1 protein-coding gene is annotated in these 2,536 nt (G+C 69.2%); it reads left to right on the top strand.

Annotated features, from left to right (window positions below; genetic code table 11):
• On the top strand, positions 1–2,536 hold a 2,536-nt coding region (locus AB0469_RS41020), incomplete at both ends, for a condensation domain-containing protein (RefSeq protein ID WP_366456710.1).

Raw genomic sequence — 2,536 nt, 5'->3', positions numbered from 1 at the left:
GGCGACCTGGTCCGCTGGAGCGGTTCCGGAGAGCTGGAGTTCGTCGGGCGCGCCGACGACCAGGTCAAGATCCGAGGCTTCCGTGTCGAGCCGGCCGAAGTCGAAGCCGTACTGGCCGCACACCCGTCCGTGGCACAGGCAGCGGTGCTGGTGCGCGAGGACACGCCCGGCGACAAGCGCCTCGTCGGATACGTCCTCCTGGGCTCCGATGCGACGCCGGCGGACGCTGCCCCACTTTACGCTGACGTGTCCGGTCTGCTGCCCGAGTACATGGTTCCGTCCGCGATCGTCGTACTGGACGAGCTCCCGCTGACTCAGAACGGCAAGCTGGACCGCAAGGCCCTGCCCGCCCCGGAACTGAAGGCGCGTACTTCCTACCAGGCACCGCGTACCCCTCAGGAAGAGGTGCTGTCCTCTCTGTTCGCGGAGATCCTGGGCATACCTCGGGTCGGCACGAGCGACAACTTCTTCGAGCTGGGCGGGCACTCCCTGCTGGCCACCCGTCTCGTCAGCCGCATCCGCTCCGTGCTCGGCGTCGAGCTTCCGATGCGAGCCCTGTTCGATGCGCCGACGGTCGCCGGACTCGCGGGCCGGCTGACGGAAGCCGGGCAGGCGCGGCCGGCGCTGGTGGCGGGTCGGCGGCCGGACGTGCTGCCGCTGTCCTTCGCCCAGCGACGGCTGTGGTTCCTGGGCGAGCTGGAAGGTCCGAACTCGGTCTACAACATCCCCGTAGCCCTCCGGCTGACGGGCGACCTGAACCGTGAAGCGCTCCGGACCGCCTTGCGGGATGTCGTTGCGCGACACGAAGTACTCCGCACCGTGTTCCGGACCGTGGACGGTGCCCCGCAGCAGAAGATCCTTGCCCCGGACGAGCTGGGCATCGATCTGCCCTTGATCGAGGCGGATGAGGTGGGGTTGGCCGAGACGCTGGCGCATGCCTCGGCTCACAGCTTCGACCTGACGGTCGAGTCTCCGCTGTACGCACGACTGTTCGCATGGGGTGCGGACCAGCATGTGCTGCTGCTCGTGCTGCACCACATCGCAGGTGACGGCTGGTCCATGGGACCGCTGGCACGCGACATCGCGCGTGCGTATGCCGCCAGGTGCACGGGGGAAGCGCCGGTGTGGACGCCACTGCCGGTGCAGTACGCGGACTACACGCTCTGGCAGCACGAATCGCTGGGGGCGGAGGACGACCCCGGCAGCGTGATCTCCCGCCACCTGGCGTACTGGCGGCAGACGCTCGCCGGACTGCCCGAAGAGCTGGCGCTGCCGACGGACCGGCCGCGCCCGGCCATTGCCTCACACCGCGGCGGCACCATCCAGGTCGACGTCCCCGCGGAACTGCACGAGCACATAACCGAGCTGGCCCGTACTCAGGGCGTGACGGTGTTCATGGTGCTGCAGGCGGCTCTGGCCACGCTGCTCTCGCGGCTGGGTGCGGGCACCGATGTGCCGATCGGGGCGCCGGTCGCGGGACGTACCGACGATGCCCTTGACGACCTGGTCGGGTTCTTCGTCAACACGCTGGTGTTGCGTACCGACCTGTCCGGGGATCCGACCTTCGTCGAGTTGCTGGGCCGGGTGCGGGAGACGGGGCTGGGGGCGTTCGCGCATCAGGACGTGCCGTTCGAGCGGCTGGTGGAGGACCTGGCCCCGGTACGGTCCATGGCCCGGCATCCGCTGTTCCAGGTCATGCTGGCCGTGCAGAACAACACCCAGGCCGCACTGGAACTGCCCGGCATCACGGTCAGTTCGCAGGCCGGCGGTGAAGCGTCGGCGAAGTTCGATCTCTCCTTCGCTTTCAGCGAGACGCAAGACGCCGATGGCCGTCCGGCCGGGCTTCGAGGGGATGTGACCTTCGCTGCCGATCTCTTCGACCGGGCTTCGGTCGAGGACATCGCCCGCAGATTCCTCCGCGTCCTGCGGGCAGCGGTCACCGACCCGACTCGGCGTACCAGCCGAGTGGACGTGCTCGATGCGGCCGAGCGGCGCCGGATCCTGGGTGAGTGGAACGACACGGCACGGGACGTTCCGGTGGCGTCGTTGCCCGAGATGTTCGAGGCTCAGGCGGCGCGCACGCCGGAGGCGACCGCGGTCGTGTTCGGGGACGTCGAGCTCAGCTACGCGGAGCTCAACGCTCGCGCGGACCGGCTGGCCGGGTTGCTCGTTCAGCGTGGTGTGGGTGCGGAGACGCTCGTCGGTGTCCTGATGGAACGCTCCGCGGATCTGGTGGTGGCGCTGCTGGCGGTGCTGAAGGCCGGTGGCGCGTACGTGCCGCTGGATGTCCGGTCTCCCGGTTCCCGCTTGGAGGCGGTGTTCCGGGACACCGGTGCGCGGCTGCTCCTGGTGGACGACGCGTTGAGCGGTCACACCCTTCCGCGGGAGGTGGCGGAGCAAGGCACGGAGGTCATCCTCGTCTCCGGGGCGACGGGGGCTGTGGGTCTGCTGCCGGTGCGCTGTCTGCCGGATCAGGCGGCGTATGTGATGTACACGTCGGGATCCACGGGTGTTCCGAAGGGGATCGTCACCACGC

The organism is Streptomyces sp. NPDC093801 (genome assembly GCF_040701585.1).
Taxonomy (GTDB): Bacteria; Actinomycetota; Actinomycetes; order Streptomycetales; family Streptomycetaceae; genus Streptomyces.
This window is presented reverse-complemented; position numbering and strand designations above follow the sequence as displayed.